General features: G+C 55.2%; 14 protein-coding genes. 10 read left to right on the top strand and 4 right to left on the bottom strand.

Features of this window, described 5'->3' with window-relative positions; all coding sequences use genetic code 11:
- Positions 1-112: 112 nt before the first annotated feature.
- Together AC2FHW_RS19055 and AC2FHW_RS19050 are read right to left on the bottom strand one after the other, a co-directional pair.
- Entirely contained in the window at positions 113-1180 is a 1068-nt protein-coding gene (locus AC2FHW_RS19055; RefSeq protein WP_496679692.1) for a ParB/RepB/Spo0J family partition protein, read from the bottom strand.
- Positions 1173-2558, bottom strand: a complete 1386-nt coding sequence (locus AC2FHW_RS19050; RefSeq protein ID WP_496729687.1) for an AAA family ATPase — start codon at positions 2556-2558, stop codon at positions 1173-1175. The genes AC2FHW_RS19055 and AC2FHW_RS19050 overlap by 8 nt, the downstream gene beginning before the upstream one ends.
- Before the next feature lie 580 nt (positions 2559-3138).
- On the opposite strand from AC2FHW_RS19050, the gene AC2FHW_RS19045 reads away from it, so the two are divergent.
- Positions 3139-4398: a replication initiation protein gene (locus AC2FHW_RS19045; protein WP_496691398.1), complete on the top strand. Its 1260-nt coding sequence runs from the start codon at positions 3139-3141 to the stop codon at positions 4396-4398.
- A 39-nt stretch (positions 4399-4437) separates the two neighbouring features.
- Here the strand turns inward: AC2FHW_RS19045 and AC2FHW_RS19040 are convergent, their stop codons facing one another.
- Together AC2FHW_RS19040 and AC2FHW_RS19035 are read right to left on the bottom strand one after the other, a co-directional pair.
- Positions 4438-6744 carry a Tex family protein gene (locus AC2FHW_RS19040; RefSeq protein WP_496729689.1) on the bottom strand — a complete coding sequence of 769 codons (2307 nt, stop codon included), beginning with the start codon at positions 6742-6744 and terminating at the stop codon, positions 4438-4440.
- Positions 6745-6808: 64 nt separating this feature from the next.
- Complete coding sequence (locus AC2FHW_RS19035) at positions 6809-7831, bottom strand: Ldh family oxidoreductase (protein ID WP_271952485.1); 1023 nt, start codon at positions 7829-7831, stop codon at positions 6809-6811.
- A 370-nt stretch (positions 7832-8201) separates the two neighbouring features.
- Here AC2FHW_RS19035 and AC2FHW_RS19030 point away from each other — a divergent pair, with 370 nt between their 5' ends.
- The 9 genes from AC2FHW_RS19030 (at position 8202) to AC2FHW_RS18990 (ending at position 17702) form a co-directional block, all read left to right on the top strand.
- Positions 8202-8834, top strand: coding sequence for a helix-turn-helix transcriptional regulator (locus tag AC2FHW_RS19030; RefSeq protein WP_271952483.1), 633 nt, complete (start codon positions 8202-8204; stop codon positions 8832-8834).
- 210 nt (positions 8835-9044) lie between these two features.
- Positions 9045-9671 (top strand): hypothetical protein, encoded by a 627-nt coding sequence (locus AC2FHW_RS19025; protein WP_142640307.1) that lies wholly within the window; start codon positions 9045-9047, stop codon positions 9669-9671.
- Between the two features lie 73 nt (positions 9672-9744).
- Positions 9745-10344: a hypothetical protein gene (locus tag AC2FHW_RS19020; protein WP_271952480.1), complete on the top strand. Its 600-nt coding sequence runs from the start codon at positions 9745-9747 to the stop codon at positions 10342-10344.
- Positions 10345-10367: 23 nt separating this feature from the next.
- The gene (locus tag AC2FHW_RS19015; RefSeq protein ID WP_271952478.1) at positions 10368-10961 is read left to right on the top strand and encodes a hypothetical protein; all 594 of its coding nucleotides are present in this window, start codon (positions 10368-10370) and stop codon (positions 10959-10961) included.
- A 36-nt stretch (positions 10962-10997) separates the two neighbouring features.
- On the top strand, positions 10998-12305 hold the full coding sequence (locus tag AC2FHW_RS19010; protein ID WP_271952476.1) for a hypothetical protein: 1308 nt from the start codon (positions 10998-11000) through the stop codon (positions 12303-12305).
- Between the two features lie 41 nt (positions 12306-12346).
- Complete coding sequence (locus AC2FHW_RS19005; protein ID WP_496822458.1) at positions 12347-13027, top strand: hypothetical protein; 681 nt, start codon at positions 12347-12349, stop codon at positions 13025-13027.
- Positions 13028-13032: 5 nt separating this feature from the next.
- Positions 13033-16329 (top strand): hypothetical protein, encoded by a 3297-nt coding sequence (locus AC2FHW_RS19000; RefSeq protein ID WP_496822457.1) that lies wholly within the window; start codon positions 13033-13035, stop codon positions 16327-16329.
- On the top strand, positions 16326-16964 hold the full coding sequence (locus AC2FHW_RS18995) for a tail fiber protein (protein ID WP_496702479.1): 639 nt from the start codon (positions 16326-16328) through the stop codon (positions 16962-16964). Before AC2FHW_RS19000 ends, AC2FHW_RS18995 begins: the two co-directional genes overlap by 4 nt.
- 21 nt (positions 16965-16985) lie before the next feature.
- Positions 16986-17702, top strand: a complete 717-nt coding sequence (locus tag AC2FHW_RS18990; RefSeq protein WP_496814639.1) for a glycoside hydrolase family 25 protein — start codon at positions 16986-16988, stop codon at positions 17700-17702.
- Positions 17703-17872 lie beyond the last annotated feature (170 nt).

The raw sequence follows: 17872 nt of genomic DNA, 5'->3' as shown, positions 1-17872 counted from the left end.
CACATTTTGATCATTACCATGACAGTAGTAGAACTCGCCTCTGCGAACCAATCCAGTCAGCTCTTTGATTTGTTTGGCGACGAGATCGATCTATCCCGGTCTCGTCAAAGGGCTAGCCCAGATGGTTGCCAATCTGGTCGATCAGTTTTTGAGCCTCATCAACTGAAATTTCCCGCCCGCGTATCCTGAGGCGGAGTTCCCCAGATGTCACCTCGGCCTGAATTGTGCCGCCTGTGGGAAGGACAACCGGTGTCAATCGTTGCACCTGCTGCGGGCGCCCGCCGCGCGATTTAGCTTTTTCCACGTCCGGCACGCCCTTGATCGCAGCTTCAAGCAGACCCCATTCGGATTTGGAATCCAACGGGCCGGCGCCAGCCAATGCCTGACGCAATCTGGTTTGTGCCCCGTCCCGCAATGCCGAAGCAAGCTTGAGTCCGGCCTTTTCTGACAACGACACAGGATGCTGCAGCAAATCCCCCAACGCTTCATGCACCATAGCAAAGCTACGGACCTTGGACCGTTTGGCTTTGGACGCTGCGGCAAAAAGCACATCGACAGCGGCCTCGGTTGAAGCAAAAACCCCCTGCCCTGCCGCCAGAACCGCGACGCGCCCGCGTTCATAAGGGCTGAGGTTCGAGCGCAGCTCATTCTCTTCCACCATCGAGACGTAAGCGCCCTGCCCTGTTCCAGCCTCACGGACAAATGCAGGAATCTCGGTGAACCGAGCATCACTTTGGGACAGCCGCTTGAAGGCTTCCAGGCGCCGATAGCCCGAGATCAGGCCAAAACTGTCACCGACCCGGCTCACCTCGATTGGCGTTCTCAAGCCGTGAACGCGCAACGATTCCAACAGTTCCGCCATGGCTTCTTCGTCTTCAACCATCCGGTCACGGCGGATAAAATCAGGATCAATCTGATCCAGCGGTATTTTTTCCGCAATCAAACCGGCGGTCTGTGCATCGCGCCATCGAGCTGCATCACCTTGGTCCTGGGCCAAAGCGACCCTGTCTGTCACGGACGCCATGCCGCCCAAAGTGGCGGCCTCCGCCGCAACCTGAGCTATTGGAGGTGCTGACGAGCTTGCTTCAAACGGGCTGATCGACGGTTTCGCGGCGAAACCCGCTTCAAGCTGTTCGAGCTCTGTTGTATCCGGTGCGGTCAGTCTTCTGCGTTTAGCCATCTGCTTCTCCTCCCATCTGAGCGTCGCGCCACCAGCAACCGATCAGAACCTCTTTGAATTCTGCGTAAGTCCGGTCAAATGTTTCCCGACCCCGAACATATGTGTCGCGGTTAAAATCACGGTAGTCGGCTTCGTAGATCCCATTCACCTGCTCACCAGCCTGCCCGACCAAAGCAGTATAGTCCTGCCGGTAGGCATTCATGAAATCCCCGAAATAGGCCTGAATTACGTTCGCCATGTCTGTTTGCTGACTGGCATCAAACCGGGTGATGATTGCGCGTACAACATCCCATTCGAACTTGAGCTCAGGCAAGCCAGCTGCGCGTTGTGCCGTGTTTTCACCATCCTCGATACTGGCGAAGGTCGTATAGAGCATGTCAAAGAACCGACCCGTTGAATCAAACTCCAGAAACGAAGCTCCAAGCGGAACCAAAAGGATATCTGCAGCAGCCAGTGCATTGATCGTAAGGTACCCAAGTGCAGGAGGCGTATCGAGAAAGACGATGTCATAATCGTTGAGGATACCTTCATCCTCGAGGAAATTGGTCAGGCCGTCCCACAAAGGCCAACTTCTCAGCCCCATCCTCCACACTGGGATCTGGAACTCGGCCCAGTAAAGGTTCAACTGCGCACCTATCAGATCAATATTTGGCCAATGGGTGTTCTGAATTACATCGCCAGGAGTCGTTGTAAGCGCCTCTTGCAAGGTCTCATCCAAAGGAATTTCAGGTTGACCTGCCGCATTGCGCACGCGGTTTTCCTCCTGCACCGCCCGAGCATAGTCCTTTGCGATCAAGGGGAACACAGTTTGCCATTCATCTGCGACGGACCCGCCAAGGATCGACGTCATGGATCCTTGGCTGTCGAGGTCGATTACCAGAACTTTGTACCCGTCCAAGGCGGCGGACATGGCCAGATGGGCGGCGGTCGAGGTTTTTCCAACACCGCCTTTGAAATTTGCAACGGAAACAACCTTTGCCGGAAGCCCTTCAGGCCGGTAGGGAAGATACTCCTTCGTGCTGACGCCTTCAGCCGCAAAATGCTGGCGCAAGGTCAGGACCTCTTCCAAAGTGAACCATTTTGAACCAGCTTCTCCTTCGCCTTGAGGAAGATCAGGATTTGCTTTGAGGACACGGCGGAGATGCGCAGGTGCAACCGGAATTAGATACTTAGTTATTTCCCAGATTGAAAACCTACGTAGCCGCTTTTCCCCATCAGGGGCATAACCTCGGCGGGCAAGATCCTCACGGCCTTTGGCGCAGAATGCCGCTGCTTTCGCGAATCGAGAGGTGCCTATAGGATCAGGTAACTTCCCGGCCGCTATTGCGGGATCAAGATTCAGATATGGCGGTAGCGGAGGTTGGTTTGATTTGTTCACTGTCGTTGCCTCAGAAGATGTTCGCCTTAGCGGCGTATATTTAGGAATGTAGCGAACATTATCTTCTAAAGCTATCCTGCTATCGGAAGTTTTCCACAGTTTTTGCGCGCAAGGCTGGGTTTCGCCACGAAACTCTAGAAAAATGAGAGAGCACGCCAACAAAGAGTTTATTATTTATAGAGTCTTTAAGAGATTTAGATTAAGAATATGATAATTATAACAACAAGTTAGATCATATTAGGGACCCATTTACAGTTCCTGGGGTATCCGATTCCGGGATCAAAGGTGCCCAGATACGGGACCAAAGGAACCATTCGACAGGAACAAGGGCACCGATTCGCAGGGACGTGGATCTTCGACGCTATTAGACACTTACAAAGCCGTTTCCAGTACGTTCGATCCTGTCTGAGTCGTTCTTATGACGGGCTCGCGATGAAAGGTCTGGGGATAAGTTTAGGTATATCTGTTTAGGGTACCCGTTTTCGGGATGAGCCTGATCCTGTATTTGGGCACCTAATAGAAGTTGATTGATAGGTACCTTTCATGGCAGAAATGCAAAAAAGAGCAGTCAGGCAGAATCATGCCGGAAACACAAATAGACATGGATCACCTATCCGGAGCCTTGCGAAGGGAAACGGTGAAAAAGAACGTCGCCGCGATTCACATCAGCGGTAAGTTGACATTGCTTCAGCGAAAGCTGTCGAATGTCCTGCTTCTCAATGCCTATGATGCGCTGACATCTGCACAGACCCATACCATCGATGCACGAACTCTGGCGATGATGGTCGGCTATAACTCGAACGATTTTGATACCTTGCGTGCAAGCCTGCGCGCCCTGGCCGAGACTGTCGCTGAATGGGACATGTTGGATGAGCAGGGGCGTCAGGAATGGGGTGTTTCCTCTCTGCTGAGTTTTGCCAAGCTCAAGAATGGTGTTTGTGAATATGCCTACTCACCGGCGCTGGCGCAGAAGCTGTATGATCCCAAAATCTATGCGCTGATCAACGTTCAGATTCAGCGCAACTTTAGTTCTGGGCACGGATTGGCACTGTATGAAAACTGCTATCGCTTTGTGCGCATCGGGTCGACAGGTTGGTGGGCCTTGGACGTTTTTCGAAAGCTCATGGGGGTAGATGGCAGCGACTATTATACCAGCTTCAAACATCTCAACGCCAAGATCATCAAACCGGCGGTTGCCGAGGTGAACAAAAGCTCGGACATTCTGATCGAACCCGAGTTCCAAAAGAAAGGCCGGACGGTCACCGATATTCGCTTTCGGATTAAGGGAAACCCGCAAAAGGCGATGTTCGAAATTGATGACAGTGACGGTGCTCGGAATATGCAGGTGTACACGAAGCTACGTGATCAAGGGGTCTCGGATCGTTTGGCCCGACAGTGGATTTCCGAACATGGTGAAGACTACGTCGCGCAGAAACTTGATTACGTAAGGCAAAAGGGCGGAGTGAAATCCACATTGGGCTATCTGTCGGCTGCATTGCGCGATGACTATCAGCCACCTGAACCGGAACAGCCAGCGAAGCCCAGCCCCGAAGCACTGGAAGAAGCGCAGGCGAGGCAGGCCCAAGTGGCGGTTGAAGACAAAGCCTATGCCGAACGGGTAGCCGAGCGGGAGGAGCGGGCGCGGAAACTCTCGATCGTAGAAGAGCTGGTTTCGCGGCGAAACCCGACACAGAGGGACGCAGATAAAAGACTGTTTCTTGCCGGTCTAGACAACGACCTGGACCGCGAGCATTTCCGAGCGCATGCGTGGCGCTCGGGGCTGAACGCAACCGCAATCTTCGAATTCTGGCAAGAGCTAGAGCCAGACGCTTTCGACTGATCGCGGTAAGGGCAGGGGGGTGCACACCCTATTAGCAGATTATTGTTTTTTGAACGCAGATTTCAGTGCATCTGCAAGTGCCCCCTGCTGCGCATTATTGCCGTTTTTTGCGCGTTGTGATTCTTTTTGTTTTGTATGGCTTTGCCGCGATTGGTCGCTGCCTTGAACGCGCTTTTGCCGGGTTTCAATGCCACCATCCTTGCGCATCGTCAGACCGATGCGTTTTCGCGGCGCATCCACCTCGACGACCCGTACCTTAACTACCTGGCCGGTTTTGACGACATCATGGGGATCTTTGACAAACCGATCTGCTAGTTGGCTGATATGCACCAACCCGTCCTGATGAACACCGATATCAACAAAAGCGCCGAATGCCGCGACATTGGTAACTGTGCCCTCCAGGGTCATTCCAGGTTTCAAATCGCTGATCTCTTCCACGCCATCAGTGAACGAGGCAGTTTTGAAATGTGGCCGGGGATCACGACCGGGTTTTTCAAGCTCGGAGAATATGTCCTGAACCGTGGGCAGGCCAAAACTGTCGTTAACAAACTGTTCGGCGCGCAGGCCTTTCAGGGCACCTTCATCCCCCAGGATTTGCCGAATATCCAGCCCACATGCGGCGACAACGCGTCGGGCCACGGAATAAGCCTCGGGGTGCACGGAAGACGCATCAAGGGGCTCGGCCCCATCGCGTATTCTCAAAAAGCCTGCGCATTGTTCGAACGCGCGGGGACCTAGGCGCGCCACCTTCAGCAACTCTGAACGAGATTGAAAGGCACCATTCATGTCGCGGTGCAACACGATGGATTCTGCCAGTCCCGGGCCCAACCCGGACACATGCGACAGCAATGGGGCAGAAGCAGTATTCAGATCAACCCCGACAGCGTTCACAACGTCTTCAATGACAGATGCCAATGATTGCGAAAGCTTATATTGATCCACATCGTGCTGATATTGCCCGACCCCGATGGATTTGGGTTCGATCTTGACCAGTTCCGCCAAGGGGTCCTGTAAACGACGGGCGATTGAAACCGCTCCGCGAAGGGAAACGTCCAGATCCGGGAACTCTCGGGCGGCCAGTTCGGATGCGGAATAGACTGACGCTCCGGCTTCCGAGACCACGACTTTGGTGGGAGGAGTGACGGTTTTGGGCAAATCTCTGAGCGTGTCGCCGACCAGCTTTTCGGTTTCGCGGCTGGCTGTTCCGTTGCCGATTGCAACAAGCTCAATGCCGTGCTGGGCGATCAGGCGCAGGATTGTGGCCTGTGCGCCTCGAAGGTCATTCTTGGGTTGGAACGGGTAAATTGTTTCAGTTGCAACCACTTTGCCAGTAGCATCGACAACCGCTGCTTTGACACCTGTTCGTATTCCAGGGTCCAGCCCCAAGGTTGGGCGGGCGCCAGCTGGCGCAGAGAAAAGTAAGTCTTTGAGATTGCGAGAGAAAACAGAAATCGCCTCGTCCTGGGCACGGCTGCGGAGGTCGGCCATCAGGTCAACCATCATCGTCAGCGAGAGCTTTACCCTCCAGGTCCAACCGGCCACCTTGCGTAACCAAGTATCGGCAGTTGAATCCGTGCGGGTTAGCAGATGTGATGCGACGATCGCTTCCGCCCGAGCCGCGCCGGTCTCGGGGTCCGGCGCGATGTCCAATGTCACGATGCCCTCTTTTGACGCGCGAAGCATCGCCAAAGCCCGATGAGACGGCGTTTTGGCCCACAGCTCGGAGTGGTCGAAATAGTCACTGAATTTCGCGCCATCCTGTTGTTTGCCATCAATCACCTTCGATGTCAGCAGCGCCTCGCGCTGCATGAAGCTGCGCAGTTCGCCTAACAGGGTAGCGTTCTCGGTTAGTCGTTCGGTGACAATGTCGCGGGCACCGTTCAGGGCATCCTTGCTGGTCGGAACAGCCTCGGACAGGTAGGATTGGGCAAGGGTATCGGGATCGACAGACCGGTCTGCAAGAATTGCGTTAGCCAGAGGTTCCAACCCGTTCTCGCGTGCGATCATTGCCTTGGTGCGCCGCTTGGGTTTGTAGGGCAGGTAGATGTCTTCCAGCTGTGCTTTAGTGTCAGCCAGCGCAATGGATTTTGCAAGATCGTCTGTCAGCTTGCCTTGATCCTTGATCGAATTCAGGATGGTTGCGCGCCGGGCGTCCAATTCGCGCAGATAGGTCAGGCGATCTGACAGGGTGCGCAGTTGGGTATCGTCCAAACCGCCTGTCGCTTCTTTGCGGTAACGCGCAACAAAGGGCACAGTCGCGCCTTCGTCCAACAATTTTACTGCGGCCCCTACCTGATCGGGTCGGGCGTTGATCTCGGTGGCGATGGTGCGGGCGATGCGGTCCAATAGGGCCTCCTGACAGTCGTTCGGAGAGACTTCTTAGCCAGCTGCTTTGCTGAGGGGAAGGGGGCTAAATCTGTTGGGCCAACTCTTGCAGATCGTCATAGAGGGTTTTGGCAATCTCTACATATCCGCGTTCCGTGTTACGGGCCCGGGCGGCAAACCGGCGTTGTGATGGCAGGCGCGCGCCCTGATCGGTGATGTCAGCGAACAGGCGTTCTGCCCTTGCATCGTTCGGGTCTATGCGGCCACCGCTGAAATGCCCCGGATCGAAGGCCAGAAGGATTTCACCATGATAGGGGGCGCCGCCTGAGTTGCCGGCAAACTCCATGCTTTCCAGGCTGGTCAGGTCGTCGATCAGCGGACCGGCCAAGAGTTCGATCATGATGGACAGGGCCGAACCCTTGTAGCTGCCGAAGGTTAACATCGCACCCTCCATCGCAGCCTGCGGGTCGTTGGTTGGGTTGCCGTCCTTATCGATTGCTACGCCATCGGGTAGGGGCTTGCCTGCGCGGCGATAGAGTTCGATTTCGCCACGGGCAAAGGCGCTTGTTGCGAAGTCAAAGGTGAAGGGATCCTTGCCCTGTCGCGGCCAGCTGAATGCCAGCGGGTTGGTGCCCAACGAACCGCGGGTGCCGCCGGCTGGGGCAACCCAGGAATGGCTTGGTACCATCGCCATCGCCGCAAGGCCGGCAGCAGATAGCCGCTCCACTTCGGGCCAGAGCGCAGAGAAATGAAAACAGCGATTGATGGCCATGGCTGCAATACCAAGGGTTCGGGTTTTCTCGATCAGAATTGGAAGTGCCTCATGAAATGCCAGCAGGGACATACCTCCGCGAGCATCGACCCGAACGATGGCGTTATCCGATTGGGTAATGGCTGGCGCGACATTTCCGTCAATCTTGCCTGCCTTCATGGTGTCATTGCACATGAACAGTCGGAACAGGCCGTGCGACTGGCAATCATCAATTTGACAGGTGACCAGCATATCCGCGATGGCCGCTGCATGGTCCGGCCCGTATCCGGATCCGGACAGAATGGTCAGGCTTAGGTTTCGTATCTCATCCAGTGTCAGCTTGACCGCTTCGCTCATCTGCCATGTCTCCCATTGCGTTGGCAGAAGAAGGCATAGCTTGGTCTGGCTGGCAAGGAGAACCCTTTGCAATTTGCCACTCATTTATGGTTAATGCCGTATTGGATTGGTCTAATAATGCAATATGTGAATAAGTTAACAGAAGTTCCCAGACCTTTTGTACTCAATCGAAAGTTGTGGTGGCGGCTCAGCGACTCAAGTTGATTTTTCAGATCAGCAGAGGTCGCACTCTGCGTGGCGCCCTACAAAATTTTCAGAAGTTTTTTGGATGGGGAATTTTATGCATAGTCCTTATGATCGTGACCGAGTGATCTGCTTGGAGTTTACACCGCGCCTTTTGTCCGAATTTCGCAGCATAGTTGAAAGGTCTATGGGATACCGCGTGTCGAACGATGCAGAAAGCACAGGCATTTCTCACCATGAAAGAGCAATCGTTGTACGTCAGTGCCTGAAGCGTTTTGTGCCGGCCAATGCCCCAAAACCTGCCGGGTCGCATAAGCGCCAGCACAGTTTTGCACTGATCAACCTGGGTTTGTCGACGGCGCGTGCCGAAGTATATTCGCAAGGATACAGCGACTATATTGCCTATCCATTTGTCACCAGCGAAATCCAGCACAGATTCAGTGCGGCGCGAGCATTGATGAAACAGAATGTCTCTGCCGAGTACTTTTCAAAAGATACGTTGGTCAATGCTGCTTGTAATTTCCTTTCTACCGAGCCCGAATTTACAGGCGGCATTGACGCCTTGGCGCAAGTGGTCGGGTCAAACCGGAACACCTTGTCCAAGCGGTTCAAGGAAGAGTTCGGCGTTGGCCCCATGGCTTGGTTTCGGCGCTACAGGTTGAACTATGCAGCGGCCCTGGTTCTTGAGGGGCAGCACAGCATTCAGGACATCGCCTTCAAGGTTGGCTACGAGGATGCGAATAACTTTTCGACCGCGTTCAAACGGGAATTCGACGTCTCGCCGTCAGAGTATCGGCGCTATCGCAATTCGATGAACTAAGCATCACCCAAAACACGTCCTGGATGAGCATGCTCCTGCGCGTGCGAGGCTGGCCAAAGTGTGCACCGGTTACCGCAGGCAGGGGTCTAACAGTGCAAAGATCAAAGGAAATGATGATTCCTGCAAAGATCGAATTACAGAGTTCTCAGCTAGCATTGATTCACGATTTCGTCGTTCTCGACAAGAACCGCTAATGGAAGGAATCTGAAATTGGTTACCGAAAATATTCAACTCAGATTGGTCAATCACTCGGATGATGCCAATAATTCATCGATCGTTATTTTCCAGCAAAACGTGGCCGAAGATTTCGGCGAACTCGCTATCGCGTGGAAAGTCATCAAAAACCTGGGGCGTCTGGATTATCACCCCTTCAAATACCCGCTGAAGTTTCAGGTTTCGGCCTCGGACAGCTATGGGAACTATACGCCGCAGATGACGGCCTATGACGGTCAGGCCTACGAAATGGTCAAAGACACCAGCGGGGATATCTTGCGCCTGGCCAAGACCCCGGCAACGTCGCCGAATGAGGTCGAGCTGCGCAACAACCTGACCATGGGATCGATCAACGCGAATATCTATCGCGAAGGCAAACTTCTGGCCGCCAAGACCAACCTTGCGCCGGGGCAGAAGGGCGTCTTTCAGTTCCACCCGACCATCTATATCGGCGTGGTGTCGCAGATCGAAGAGGGCCAGGTCATGGACTCGGCGATCATCAGTCAGATCAACACCGAGATCAATCTGTTCGGCATCCAAAGCGCTGATATCGTGATGTCGGGCGGCGGGCCTGGCAAAAACTCTACCCCCTTTGATTTCCAGCTGGCAAACATCAATGCGTAAACGCGCCCTGCGGCGGATTACTAGCCGCAGGATGCACACCGCTTGACGGAGCTATGGAAAGAGGAGGTGTGTCATGACCAAAACTGCCGACACAACAATCGCCCTAAAACGCAAACGGTCTGAGGGCGACGAAGACAGCGATCAGAAGGCTGCCGCTGATACCCCGACGCCGGTAAAGCCCGCGAATCCCAAAAAGCCGGATTCGAAACCCAAGGATGACGCGGACAAGAAAGACAGTTTGAAGCCCATCAAACAGGTTTGGCAATCTGGCGATTTCCATAAGACCGGGCGCAACAAGCCCCCCTATAACGGGCTTCAGATTTCGGTCCAGTACAAGGTGGACGATGCCGGGAAATTTGAGGACGTAACCGTCACCTTCACTGACTACACATATTCTAAGGACGGGGTTTCATCCAAAATTCAGGCTCTTGCGGTCAGTGATGGCTGGGTTGAAGTTCCCAAACCGGCCAAACCCAAGTCCAGCAGTGATACCAAAGCGTCAACGTCCAAGGGCGATAAGGGAAAAACAGATTTCACAGTGGTCGGCCACGTCAAAATCAGTGGCGAGCCGGATGGAAAGTTCTTGAGGTTGCGTCTGAAATCCGGCCTGGAGCCGGGGTTTCAACAGCTTGGTTTTATCATGAGGCTGTCGCCGCCGCCGTCGAGTTCATAACACAGATTCGTCAGGGTGGCGCGATGACAACCCAACTCGTATTTGAGAACCGATCATTAAACCCCAATGTGCGCAGGGTTGGCCTGTTCTGGGACTGTTTGGATCACGACCAGCACATCAGGCCGTTAACCTGGCAGGTTGTTCTGCAATGCCCGTATCGCTGGTACCGAAGCTTTCAGATTGATCTGACCCTGTCGGTCAGGTTCGTCACCTGCGAGGGCAATATCTCGCCCGATGTTCTGGTGGATCGCAAAGTTGTCTGTGGCGAGGCAACGATCGAACCCCGGCGCAAAGGCGACGGGATTGACCTGACCATCACGGTTCCAAAAGGGCATCGGTTGCACAAGGTGCAGGTCGTGCGCTGCGGCTTTCCCCTGACCGAAACCCGCCTGCCTTTGCAGGGAGAATGCGTGCTCCGGGCTCCGGACCGGCTGAACTTTGCGGCCGATATGACAACGCGGCAGGGTTTTCGGATCGACCGCCGGGAAATAGGTCCGGGTGTGGCCAGTTTTGATCTGCACCAGGTCCAGGCAATGCGCGTCGCCATGTATGGCGGCACGCCGGGTCCGAATTCCGATCCGATCAATTTTGTTGGTTACGAGATTCAATATTCATGACGCCCCAAGCGGGCGAAACTTTGGAGGAGTGAATTGATGGCTTACAGACGTACATCCGGAATCCTGACCAACGGCGGTGCTGATCCCAAGCTTGAAGCGGACTATATCGTTGCCGCCGCCATCGTAGGTCATTCGATCGAACAGATCCGCGCCAATGTCGATGTGCAGTTTTCAATGGAACCTTCTGACGAGATGCCCAGGTCCGACAAATGGTCCCGCGAATGGGATCAGCTTCAGCAAGCCGCCCAGAAAATCGGACAGCTGGCCGCTTTGGAAATCGACATGCAGGGTCATTCTGTTAGGGCAGGGACGGCCGTCGATCATAAAACCGGCGCTGTGATCGTTGGGGTTTATGGTTTGGCCGGGCATGAGCCTCCGACCGAGGGCGATATCCGCCACCCCGAACACCACCTCAGTGACAAGGGGCAGGTGCTATATGATGAGATCAAGCAAAGGGATCGCGACCCCGCTTATCAGTATATCGGGCTGGGGGCCTATACCGGGTTTGTCGATAACGGAAATGTCGAAGGCGACACCGATCCGGTCGGTCCGATGCCAAGCGCGCGGTTCCATATCCCTGATCTGGATGCGGGCGATCATGACGACAATATTTTCGAGGGATGGTACCCTCGGTGGTTGCCGCCCGAGGATTCTGCCCTGTGGAACCCGCGCGTTCGTCGCGATACCCATGACCATGACTGCGTTGGTTGGGGCATCATTGGCGGCGATCTGGCGCAGGATGCTCCGAAGGAAGGGGAACCCGATCACGGGGCGACAAACCGGTCGGACCAGATCACCAATATTATGCGCTTTGATCAGGGTATGAATTTCGTCGATGAAAGCGGGGACGAAGGCGTTAAGGGCTATACCCACGGTATGATCCAGGCGATCTACAAGGCCTATCATCTGGGCCCGCATTGCACGCCTTATGAAATTACGGTTGGTGACTGTACCACCAAGCTGGCCTCGTGTTTTGGCTGTACGATGTTCATGACCGCCAATGGCTATCCGCCCACCTCGACCCATCTGGGGCGCGCCGAAAGCTGGGTGCCACTTTACGAGCCCTACAAGCCGTCGACCTCACCTAAAGCCGAGCGGATCGTGATCAACGACCTGAACGCCAGCTTTGCTGCCTATTGCGACAAGGTTCTGCGTACTGGGATGCGCGCGCTGAGCGTCGACAATATCGCGGATGCCTATGACCACTGCCCGGCTGCGCTGGAGCATGTTCTGGGCGGGCATTATTCTGCGGATAACCGGGTTGCGGTCTCTCTGTTTCTGGATGCCCTGACTGTTCATGACCGCGAGCTGAGCCGCGTCCGTCGCGTATTGGGTTTGGACTAAGTCACCAACAGCCCGAATTAACATATCGGAGGAGAAGACACATGGCCTTTCAGGTTTATGCACTCGTACATACCCGCTCTGGTCGGTTTCTGATGTTTCGTCGACCTATCCTGACCTTTTTCCAGCGCGGAAATGGGGGGCAAATTTTCCCCGAAGGTCAGAAACTGCATGGCGGCGGGCGCTATGCTCTGCCATACGCTCAGGTTGATCCTGAAATCGCGATTGAGCTTTGGGAGGATGATAATTTCATTGCCGAAGCCGGCCAGCAAATTCTGATTGATTGTTGCGGTGCGCTGATCGAGTTCCTTCCCCCAGAAGCGGCAGACAAGGGGCCTGTGTCAATCGAGGGCGAGCATGAGATATTGCTCGCCCCGGCGACCGAAGTCGTGACCCGTTTCGATGAAGATGGCACGCGATCCGCAGTTTATTTCGCCGAAGTGTCCGACGCGGATCTGGACCGCATTCGCGACTATATGGTTGAGGTGTTGGCCGAGGCTCGCGCGGCGATGTTGGCCGTGATTCAGGACAACCTGTATGAATACTCCGAGATCGAGGCATTCTTTCCGCACGCGCCTTTTGACAATATCCATACCGGTGTTGATGTCTGGCAACTGGATATCGAGCGTCTGGAAATCAGTGGCCTGAAATCCAGCAAGCTGACCAAGGGTTCACTGCAGGCGATCAGCGAGCTTGAGGTCGTGTTGGCGGTGGAAGACGCTTAACGGGCATGACCAGCCAGGACCCTAAACTCATTTGGATGGATGCGCCGTTCGAGGATCTGCGTAACCAGTTGGTGGCCAATTTCGAAACCCATCCGCATGGTGCCGATCCCCCGGAATTCGTGACCGTCCAGTTCTTTTTCACCAAGACACCGGGCAAGGCCGTGCGCGGCCCTGTTCTGAGGTACAAGGAAAGAACGCCGCTGAATGTGCTGTTCGAAACCGGTGAGCGGTTGACCGGTACCCTGACCTGGCAAAGCGGGTTGAGTACGCCGTTGTCTCAGCAGGTCCTTGGGGCTTTGGCTCTGCAAGAACCCGAGACCGGTCGTGTCTGGCGCTTTCAGGGTTTCATGTCTGAATTTGGCAAGCCAAGCCATATTCCATCGCCCGATTCCGGAGCAGGGGGCGGGGCCGATGATGGTGGGAACTCTGGCACCGGGCAAAACGGTTCCGGTGGACATGACGGGCATGACCCAGATCAGCCAAACCACACTCACGGCGGTGATGGTGATAATCCATTTAGCGATGACCCGGATTCTGACGGGCTGAGCCCGGTCACTCAGGGCGCTAACCTGCGCTGGGATGAGCTGTTCCCCTTCATCTATATGAAACATTGGCCGTCGATAGCGCCGGGCGCGCTGGATGCGGGTTTCATGGAGGTTCCGCAAAAGATCCTGGCGAACAGCGTGTTCCTGCAAAGCCTTGTTTCAAAATCCGGGGACAGGTCAGGGCAGGAGGCTTTGGCGGTTACTTACGTGGATCCAAGCTCGAACACCGACAATACACCAGGTGGGAATAGTTCGCCCCATCCGGCATCGGATGCGGGGCAATCCGGCAAGGCTCAGCCTGCGGCCGAACCGGGCAAACCCAAAGGGTTCATCTCCTCGATTGAATCGCTTGGCCCGCCATTCAGTTCATATCCTGAATTGTGGCCGGCTCTGCGAGAGCTGCCTGATTTTTCGCTGGCCCAGATCACAGATCTGATCAAGGCCCGTCTGGGCGGATGGGCCGCATTCAAGGTTCTGGCAAATGCACCGGATGCGCAAAAGGAACTGGCCCGCATCTGGGAAAGCATCGTTGCGCTGAACCTTTTGGCTGGCTGGCAAAAAGACGAACTTGCAGTTCTGATTCAGGTGTTGACTACCCATCACGTTCTGACCCGTGCGCTGGCTGCAACCGAAGGAGGGCATGCCAGCTTGATGACCGATCCGGTCACCGGACAACAGATCAAAGCTTGGATGCATGCGACGCTGGTTTTGCCTGGCTCCATATTCGAGCCGAAAAAACCTGCGCCGGTTGCAGCAAAGGATACAGATCATCAGATCCCTCTGAAATTGACAAAGCCCGGCTGGGTGCGCGCCTATTCATACGGGCTTGCTCGTTCGATCCGGTATCAGCCGCTTGGGTATGAATTGGGCGACGTGCAGCGTATCGAAAATGTCCTGCGCGGTGAAATGCGCGAGACGCGAAACCGGAGATTGCAGCGCCGCGAAAGCCATGAGGCACATTCCGATGTGACCACCAAAATTGCCCGGCGGGACGAGGATACCTCGGTTTCGGACCTGATCAATCAGGTGCAAAAGACGTTGGCCGACCATGTCTCGACCACGCATGTCAACTCTTACGACACCCAGTACGGAATGCCGACAGATGGCAATAAGATGAGTGTTACTGGGAATTGGTGGGTGCAAGAGCAGCCAGCCGGAGGCTTCGCGAAAAACGACCTGAAATTTGCCCGCGACATCGTCGAGAAAACGGTGCGAAACCTGTCACGCGAAATGCGCCATACGCGCGAGTTATCCGAAGTTGAAGAAACCGAATACTCGGATGTGACGCGCTTTGACAATCGGCGGAACGGCACGGATATCCGCGGCATCTATCGTTGGGTGAACAGAAGCTTTCGCTTGCGCACGAAAAGTCTGGGCGAGGTTTTGATTTTTGAGATCATGGTCCCCAGCCCGGGTGAGAATCTTGTCCGGCATATTCGCCGGTCCTGGCAGCTTGATCTGCGCCCACCGAAATCTCCAGGCGAGTTTGGGATAAGCGGATTTCAGGATTTGACCGATGAGACTGGCAAGACAGACGATGGCAAGATATTTTATCTCGATGCGTTTCAGGAATTTGGCGTGGAAGAGACCCGTATGGCCCCGCCATTCAAGCTTGTGGTCAGCCAAACGGTGCAAAGCCATACGCCAGTGGCCGAAGGCGCCGTCCTGATCCCCAGAGGCTTTGAGCCCATCAAAGCAACAGCCTCGGTGATGAGTGTCGGAACCCCCGCAGAAACCCATGTCATCGTCGGGTCGGTCGCCCTGCAACCTCAGCAAGCGGGGGGCAAATCCGCCCCGCCCGGTTCAAACGGCCATGCGGACAAGTCACCGCAGCCACTGCGCCTGCCTGTCAGCCAAGCCTCGGGCGCGCAGGTGCTGAGCGCCCAGCTGGATAAAGGGTTCGGAACCGGAACCTCTCCGGCGGATGAAGGCCATCCGCTTGGGTTCACCATTCTGTGCAGCCTCAAGCAAACCGCAGCCACACAATCGTCCGAGCCCAACTCTCCGCCGGATATGCCGGTTCCCGATCCTGCACCAATGCATCTGCAATCCGAATTGACCGGTTTCTTTGCGGCAACTCTTGAAGTGACGTGCCAACGGTCGGCGCAGACTTATTCCGATTGGCAATTCGAAACCTATAGGCTGATCAAGGAAGCGTATGCGCGGCAGCTAGAGGGATACCGTCGCAAACTGGAACAACAGGTGGCTGCGATTGAGGCTCAGAACCCTGCGTTCCTGAACAAGGCGGTGACGACGGAAATCCTGTCCGCGGCTCAGGAGCAAATCTTGACCCTCAGCGGGTCCGAGAAAGATGCCGTGGCCCCGGATTATGCCAAGCCGCGTATCCGGCACTATCTGCAACAAACGGTCGGGTGGTCCGACATCGCCACATTCATGGATATCGAGGACGAAGTCAGCGATCTGACAGGCGACCCCGCGGATCTTGCCCTGCGTGAGACCGTACCCGACCTGCGGTTCCGGGATTTTCTGCGCGCTGACCGTGTGCGCATTCTGGCACCGGTCGACAGAAAGCACGCGCGCAGTTTCCTGTATTTCCTGCGCACCGGTCGGATCTGGCCGGATGCAGACCATCTTGCCCCTTGCTTGCCCGAAGACGCCGAGATTGTGGCCCGGATAAAATCGGAACATACACAAGACGATGAAGGCAATGCGCAATCCTGGACGGTTCAGGTGCCCACTCATATGTGCATGCTGAGTGCGGATAGTGATCTGCCAGGTCAGGCGGATTCAGAATGAGACCGCCAGGCTTTCCGACCCCGCCCCGACCAAATGCTCCTGGCGGACCGCTTGAGCCGCAACAAGGCTGGGGTCCGTCTCCGGGCCGGGTATTGGGGATGCCGGTTGGCGCGGTGATCGCTTTTTCCGGGGAGCTTCTGGGACAATCCAAAAAGCTGGCGGGCGGGACCACTGATCTGCAACATTATGGCTGGAAGGTTTGCGACGGCTCACCTCTGTTGATTTCCGCTTATCCGGAATTGTTTGCCGCCATCGGATATCTGTTTGGTAAAGGCAAGGACGGAGAGTTTCGACTGCCTGATTACCAGGGCTATTTTCTGCGCGGGGTCGACCCGGGCGGGAAAGTCGATAAGGATCAGGACCAGAGGTACCGAACCGACAAAAAGAACCAGAAATATACCGGGGTAGGGTCGCTGCAACTATCTGCGCTCCAGCAACACCAACATGTGCTGGAACAAAGCGACAGCACGGTTTCAAACGGAGTGTTAGGCCCGGAACCGGTTATCGCCCCCACACCCCAATCCAATTCGGGCAACGTCGTTAAAGGGTCGGCCCTGACCAGCGAGACCGAGACCCGCGCAATCAACATCTCGGTCTATTGGCTGATCAAATGTCGGTTGGATGCGGTGTTATGACAGATAGAAAAGGCCGATCTGATGGCATGTAGGCTGGGCAGAATTGTAAGGTCGTTTCGCAAACCATCGGGTCAGATTCCCAAAGCGGCGCCAGATAAGGCGCAGGCAAAAGGGATAGATGTTAGTGATCATCAGCGGGATATCAACTGGCCGCAAGTCGCAGCCTCGGGTGTTTCTTTTGCGCTGATAAAGGCGACCGAAAGCGTCAGCATCAAGGATGCGTATTTTCAGCCAAATGTACTGGGCGCGAATGAGGTGGGTATCCTGTGCGGCGCCTACCACCTGCTTCACATCAGCCACCCGGCCAAGCCACAGGTCACGAATTTTGTCGATGCAGTGCAGGCTGTTCTTTCGAAAGGCCCGGTTGGAAAACCCGGCCTTCTGCACCTGCCATTTACACTCGATCTTGAAGGCGTCCCGACGGCACAGGGGGCGACCTATCGAAGCCTCGCGCTGGAATGGCTTACCAGCGTTCAGAGGGCTTTCGGAACGGTTCCGATGGTATATGCCAATCTGAACACCTGGGAGACCGAGCTGACCTCGGGTTTCGGGAACTACCCGGTCTGGCTGGCAGAATACGCAGCCAGACCCGCACCGAATGCTCCGCAATGGGAGTTTTGGCAGCACTCTACGAACGAGCGAGTGTCCGGTATTGCCCCAGAGGTTGATTTGGACGTGTATTGCGGATCGGTTCAGCAACTGAAGGCGCAGTACGGGGTGCAAAGCCGAAACTTATAATTGTCACAGTTCGATTCACCAAAATGATCAGTTGCTAACTTGGGCAAACCCAAAAAACGGTAGTGCAACTCCGCAAAGAATTTGAGTGATCCCGTTGAGCAGCCTCATCTGACTGGTTCAATTTGATTGTTAGTGCATCATTGGCCTGTGATCCATTGAGATGATGGTTT

Source organism: Ruegeria sp. YTSA108 (assembly GCF_059610185.1).
This window is presented reverse-complemented; position numbering and strand designations above follow the sequence as displayed.

Bases quoted from the DNA above. Each gene is read 5' to 3' on its own strand.
- AC2FHW_RS19055 (WP_496679692.1), bottom strand. From the start codon at position 1,180: ATGGCTAAACGCAGAAGACTGACCGCACCGGATACAACAGAGCTCGAA.
- AC2FHW_RS19045 (WP_496691398.1), top strand. From the start codon at position 3,139: ATGCCGGAAACACAAATAGACATGGATCACCTATCCGGAGCCTTGCGA.
- AC2FHW_RS19035 (WP_271952485.1), bottom strand. From the start codon at position 7,831: ATGAGCGAAGCGGTCAAGCTGACACTGGATGAGATACGAAACCTAAGC.
- AC2FHW_RS19030 (WP_271952483.1), top strand. From the start codon at position 8,202: ATGGGATACCGCGTGTCGAACGATGCAGAAAGCACAGGCATTTCTCAC.
- AC2FHW_RS19020 (WP_271952480.1), top strand. From the start codon at position 9,745: ATGACCAAAACTGCCGACACAACAATCGCCCTAAAACGCAAACGGTCT.
- AC2FHW_RS19015 (WP_271952478.1), top strand. From the start codon at position 10,368: ATGACAACCCAACTCGTATTTGAGAACCGATCATTAAACCCCAATGTG.
- AC2FHW_RS19010 (WP_271952476.1), top strand. From the start codon at position 10,998: ATGGCTTACAGACGTACATCCGGAATCCTGACCAACGGCGGTGCTGAT.
- AC2FHW_RS19005 (WP_496822458.1), top strand. From the start codon at position 12,347: ATGGCCTTTCAGGTTTATGCACTCGTACATACCCGCTCTGGTCGGTTT.
- AC2FHW_RS19000 (WP_496822457.1), top strand. From the start codon at position 13,033: ATGACCAGCCAGGACCCTAAACTCATTTGGATGGATGCGCCGTTCGAG.
- AC2FHW_RS18995 (WP_496702479.1), top strand. From the start codon at position 16,326: ATGAGACCGCCAGGCTTTCCGACCCCGCCCCGACCAAATGCTCCTGGC.
- AC2FHW_RS18990 (WP_496814639.1), top strand. From the start codon at position 16,986: ATGGCATGTAGGCTGGGCAGAATTGTAAGGTCGTTTCGCAAACCATCG.